The sequence below is a fragment of the Achromobacter sp. JD-1 genome (genome assembly GCF_038594925.1).
Classification (GTDB): Bacteria; Pseudomonadota; Gammaproteobacteria; order Burkholderiales; family Burkholderiaceae_B; genus Achromobacter; species Achromobacter spanius_C.
The window spans coordinates 1-5564 of sequence record NZ_JBCGCS010000049.1 but is presented as its reverse complement, the minus strand read 5'-3'; the positions used below and the strand labels follow the sequence as shown (position 1 = coordinate 5564).

Annotated in this window: 5 protein-coding genes; all 5 read right to left on the bottom strand. The window is 65.0% G+C overall.

From position 1 onward, the window contains the following. Positions 1 to 341, bottom strand: a 341-nt coding sequence (locus WBR68_RS30895; protein ID WP_342490527.1) for a contractile injection system protein, VgrG/Pvc8 family, incomplete at its 3' end; no start/stop codon positions are given. A gap of 84 nt (positions 342 to 425) precedes the next feature. Further along, a complete protein-coding gene (locus WBR68_RS30890; protein ID WP_230696202.1) occupies positions 426 to 2021 on the bottom strand; it encodes a methyl-accepting chemotaxis protein in 1596 nt (531 codons plus the stop codon). Between the two features lie 440 nt (positions 2022 to 2461). Next, entirely contained in the window at positions 2462 to 4189 is a 1728-nt protein-coding gene (locus WBR68_RS30885) for a methyl-accepting chemotaxis protein (RefSeq protein ID WP_050450296.1), read from the bottom strand. Between the two features lie 137 nt (positions 4190 to 4326). After that, entirely contained in the window at positions 4327 to 4797 is a 471-nt protein-coding gene (locus WBR68_RS30880) for a hypothetical protein (RefSeq protein WP_230696201.1), read from the bottom strand. 29 nt (positions 4798 to 4826) lie between these two features. Then, on the bottom strand, positions 4827 to 5564 hold a 738-nt coding region (locus tag WBR68_RS30875; protein WP_230696200.1), incomplete at its 5' end, for a methyl-accepting chemotaxis protein.

Here is a 5564-nt window from a genome sequence, read left to right as displayed (position 1 = left end):
AGGTGCTGGTAGATGCGCCAGTCAGAACACAGCGCGGCGCGAGCCAGGGAGGGTTCTACGACTACCCGATAGCGCGTCCGGCGAAAGCCGGTTTCGGCTTGGACGAACTCGGTGACGATGCCGTGGACGTGGCGCACCGGACCATCCCCGCGCCAGATGGTGAAGAGCGCGGGCTGATCCAGCAGCGTGCCGAAATCAATAGCGGGGTCGCTGCTGGACAGTTCGATGCACAGCCGATAGGTCTCGGACAGGGCTTCATGCAGCGTGAATTCAACGACGTCAAACGCCGCGCCGCTGGCGGAGGTGAAGGTGAATCGGTGATGGTTCGCGTGAGATGGCACTGGCCCCTCCCCGACGGATCGAATGGGAGGGGCCAGTGTGGGCAGCCGAGAGGTTCCGCGTCTATAGGACGCTTACTAAATTACTCAGGGCTGACCGGTAAGCCGGAATACCCGGATCGTCTCGCGCAACGCGCCGGATTGGGTGCCCAACTGCATCACCGCGCCGCCCAGTTCCTGTACCAGCGCCGTGTTCTGCACCGTCATCACGTCCATCTGCGACACGGCCGTATCCACTTGCTCGATACCGCTGGACTGCTCTTGGGACGCCTGCGAGATTTCCCCGATGATGTCGGTGACCCGATGCACGGCCGCCACGATTTCTTCCATCGTTGCGCCCGCTTGTTCGGCCTGCGCCGAGCCTTCCGACACGCGGTCCACGGAGTCTTCGATCAAGCCCTTGATCTCCTTGGCCGCCTGCGCGCTTTTCTGCGCCAGGCTGCGCACTTCGCCCGCCACCACGGCGAAGCCCTTGCCGGTTTCGCCGGCCCGGGCCGCTTCCACCGCGGCGTTGAGCGCCAGGATGTTGGTCTGGAATGCGATGCCTTCAATGATGCTGACGATGTCGGCGATCTTGCGCGAGCTGGCCGAGATGCCGTGCATGGTGTCGACCACCTGCCCCACGGCCACGCCACCGCGCCGCGCCACATCCATGCTGCTGGCCGCCAACTGGTTGGCCTGGCGGGCGTTGTCGGCGTTCTGGCGCACGGTGGAAGTCAGCTGCGCCATGCTGGCGGCGGTTTGCTGCAAGGACGAGGCCTGCCCTTCCGTGCGGCCGGCCAGTTCCTGGTTGCCGCGCGCGATGTGCACGGCCGCGTGGGTCGTGCCTTCGATCCCGCGATAGACGTCCTGAGCGATGCCGATGAGGCTCTTGCGCATGACTTCCAACGAGAACTTCAAGCTACCCACTTCGTCATCCGAATCCGCGATGATCTGCGTGGTGAGGTTGCCGGCGGCGACCTGGCGCGCCATGTTGGCGGCGTCAGACATCGGGTCCAGCAGGGACCGCGACAAGCTCCAGCCCATGCCGAAGATGGCGATCACGCCCAGCGCGATGGCGCCGCACCCCAGGGTTGCGCCCCAGGCGCCCAGGCTGTCCCAATTGGCGTGCAGGCCATAGGCGCCCGCGCCCGCGACGATGCCGGCGGACACCAGGGCGTGGCGGAACATTCGGCTGCGCACGCTGCGCTTGAACGGAAACGCCACCACGTCCAGGCCACGGCGCCAGCCAGCGCGCACCGGTCGCCCGCGCTTGATGCGGATACCGCGCGCCGACCCTTCGCGGATGCGCGCATAGAGTTCTTCGGCCATCTCGATCTGTTCATCCGAAGGCCGCACCCGCACCGACGAATACGCGACGACTTCGTCGTTCTCGACGATGGGCGTGGCGTTGGCCAGCACCCAGTAGTAGCCGCCGTCCTTGCGACGATTCTTGACCAGCCCCAGCCACGATTCGCCGGCTTCCAAGGTTTCCCACAAGTCTTCGTAGGCTTCGGACGGCATATCGGGATGGCGCACGATGTTGTGCGGCTTGCCGATGAGTTCTTCGCGGGTAAAGCCGCTGACTTCAACGAACGCCGGGTTCGCGTAAACAATACGGCCTTTGGTGTCGGTTCGCGAGATCAGGTATTGATCTTCGCGCAGCTTGGTTTCCACATCAGTGATGGGTAAGTTCACGCGCACAGCTAGTCTCCAGTGACATCAATAGAGCAGCGAATGAATAGCAGCGAGCAAACCGGGACGTGGCGTCCCGCATCGACCTGACCCCCGCCTGGTTTGTCTGGCCGGGACGCCCTCACGCGCAACCCCAGCCATCAAACTCAGTTCACCGCCCTCTTTCAGGCGTTATTGTTATTAACGGTATTTTTAATAAAAACTTAACGTGCGTAGGATGGGTGAAGCGCGCACCGTCCGCCCCGCGCAAACAAACACCAAACGCGCGTAACCCATCAGACGAGCGTTGCGTTGTGGCGGGTCCGGTTAAGAACCGTGGCGCCGTCTGATGGGTTACGCGCGTTGAGCAGCACCGTTCTGGTCGACGCCCGGACGCGCTTCACCCATCCTACGAGCCGTCGATCACATCGACGGCGTCGCACGGTTTTCCCAGGCGGCCTACCTACCGATCAACCTTGCGTCAGCGTCGGCGACGCGTAGCCGCTCAACTGATGCGCGGGCACCTCGATCACTTCGCCGGCGTTGATCTTGAACACCGCCACGGCTTCGGCCAGGCGGTGGGCTTGATCCTGCAACGAACCCGCCGCCGCCGCCGCTTCTTCCACCAGCGCCGCGTTCTGCTGCGTCACTTCGTCCATCTGCGACACGGCGCGGTTGACCTGGTCGATACCACTGGACTGTTCTTCGGACGCCGCCGAGATCTCGCCCATGATGTCCGTCACGCGCTTCACCGAGGCCACGATCTCTTGCATGGTCGCGCCAGCGCGTTCCACCTGCTGCGAGCCCGCGCCCACCTTGGTCACCGAGTCTTCGATCAAGCCCTTGATTTCCTTGGCGGCCTGCGCGCTGCGCTGTGCCAGCGAGCGCACTTCGCCCGCCACCACCGCAAAACCCTTGCCCTGCTCACCGGCACGCGCCGCTTCAACCGCCGCGTTCAGCGCCAGAATGTTGGTCTGGAACGCAATGCCATCAATGACCGAAACAATCTCGGAGATCTTGCGCGAGCTGGCCGAAATGCCCTGCATCGTGCTGACCACCTCCGACACCGCCGAACCGCCGCGTTCGGCCACGTCCGACGCACTGGCCGCCAACTGGTTGGCCTGGCGCGCGTTGTCCGCGTTCTGCTTCACGGTGGACGCCAGTTCTTCCATGGATGCCGCGGTTTCCTCAAGGGACGCCGCCTGCTCTTCCGTGCGGCTGGACAGGTCCGTGTTGCCGGCCGCGATTTCACGCGAACCCACGGTGATCTCGTCCACGCCGCGGCGCACCGTCGTCACCGTGCGCGTCAGGCTTTCCTGCATGCGCTTGACGGCCGCCATCAGTTGGCCGATTTCGTTGTGCGACTTCACTTCCACGCGGCTCGTCAGGTCGCCGGCGGCGATCTTGTCGAAGTGCTGACCAGCTTCCACCAGCGGGCGCACGACCAGGCGGCCGAACAGGATGCGGCAGAAAACCATCAACACCAGGGCCAGGCCCACTGCAACGGCCACGGCCACCATGGCGCGATTGAAGTTGGCTTCGGCTTGATCAATGGTGGCTTGCTGCTGGCCGCCAATGTACTTGCTGAAGTCGCTGATCGCCTCGATGAAGGCCGCGCTGCGGGGCGTACCGTATTCGTTGTTCACCATGTAGAACGTCGAATAGTCTTCGCTGCGCAGGGCTTCCACCATCGTGTCCACACCGTCGTCGATGTAGGAGCGATAACGGCGCACCAGGTTCATCGACAGTTGGCGGCCGGTGTCGTCCTGAAGCATGTTCTTCTGGAAGTCCGAGAAGCGGCTGCGCACGCCTGTCAGCAGGTCGGTGGCGGCTTTCAATGCCGCGGCCGCGTCGCGGGCCGAGTTCTCGCCGCTGCCCCAGCCGGATTCCTGCAGGTGGCGCGCCGCCACCATCAGGCTCACGCGGGCGCGCAGCATGTCGGTGTTGATCGTCTCGACCTGCTTGGCACGCTCGGTCAGCGCGTTCACTTCGCGGATGGACTCGTAATTGTGCTGCAAGAAGAATGCAGCCAAGCCGCCCACCGCCGCGATCAGGATCGCGAAAAACGCCATCACCCACAGCAGCATCGTACCGACGCGGGCGTCACGCAGCCGCAGCTTGCGTTTTACCTTGGGCGCGCGCGCGGCCTTTTTCCTGCCTTTGCCGGCCTTTGCGCCGGATTCGAGACTCGCTTCCATATTTTTCCCCATCCCTCAGGAACTGCTCTGACCAAATGAAAAACCACCTTGCCGACACGCCCTGTTACATGGCGGGTACATTCAAGGCGACGTACATTGCGGCGCGCGCCGCAACGTTCTCTGCCGGACTACCAGGCCTACTGCTTGCCCTGTGGGGCCAACCCGGTCGGTTCTCCCGGACCGGGTATGTAGATGGTTTGCACCTCGGGCTCCGCCACGGGCGGCGGCCAATCCTGACGCGCGTCAGGCATCGGCGCGGGACCCAGCAATTTCTGGCGTTCCCAAGGTTCCAGCAGAATATTGGTGCTGTCGACCAGCCGCATCAGGCGGCCGTCCGGGCCGAACTGCAAGAGCGCTTCCTTGCGGCTGTAGAGCCCGTCGGTGACAAACGTGATTTTGTGCGACCAGAGGGCCAGCAATGTGCCGTCGCTCTGTCGGTAAAACTTGTCGGGCGGCGCGGTGAGCGCCCGCGAGGCTTCTTCCAGCGTCGTCTGGCCAGGGGTCAGCGTGCCCAGTTTGCCCGGATCAAAGTTGTGGCCCGTGGCCGCGCAGCCGCCAAGCAGCAACGCGATGGCGGCAGCCGCCAGAAGATGTCTATAGCCTCGCATACCCTACCTATGCGCCAGCGGTGCTGGCATCAAAAAGATTCCCAATCGTCGTCGGACGGCGCTTGTCGGCGGCTTGCCGCGGGCGCCGGCTTGGCTTCGCCCGCAGGCGCTGCCGGACGCGGAGCCGGACGGCGCAACGGCCGCGCGGCCGATGCGCCCTCGGCAGCAGCGGCAGCAGCAGCCGGCTTGGCGCGTGGCGCGTGCGTCAGACGGGCGGCAGGCGCGGGCCTGGCGGTCGCTTCAGCGGGCGCATCGACCGGAGCCGGGGCCGGGGCCGGCGCGGCAACCCTCGGCGCGCGCGGCGGCTGGGCTGGCTGCGCCAACTGGCGCGCCGGCACTTCGATGACTTCGCCCGCATTGATCTTGAACACGGCCACGGCTTGCACCAGGCGTTCCGCCTGCTCTTGCAAGGAACCCGCGGCGGCGGCGGCTTCTTCCACCAGCGCTGCGTTCTGCTGCGTCACTTCGTCCATCTGCGACACGGCGCGGTTGACCTGGTCGATACCGCTGGACTGCTCGTCCGACGCCGCCGAGATCTCACCCATGATGTCCGTCACGCGCTTCACCGAAGCCACGATCTCTTGCATGGTCGCGCCGGCGCGTTCCACCTGCTGCGAACCCGCGCCTACCTTGGAGACCGAGTCTTCGATCAGGCCCTTGATTTCCTTGGCGGCCTGCGCGCTGCGCTGCGCCAGCGAGCGCACTTCGCCCGCCACCACCGCGAAACCCTTGCCCTGCTCACCGGCACGCGCCGCTTCAACCGCCGC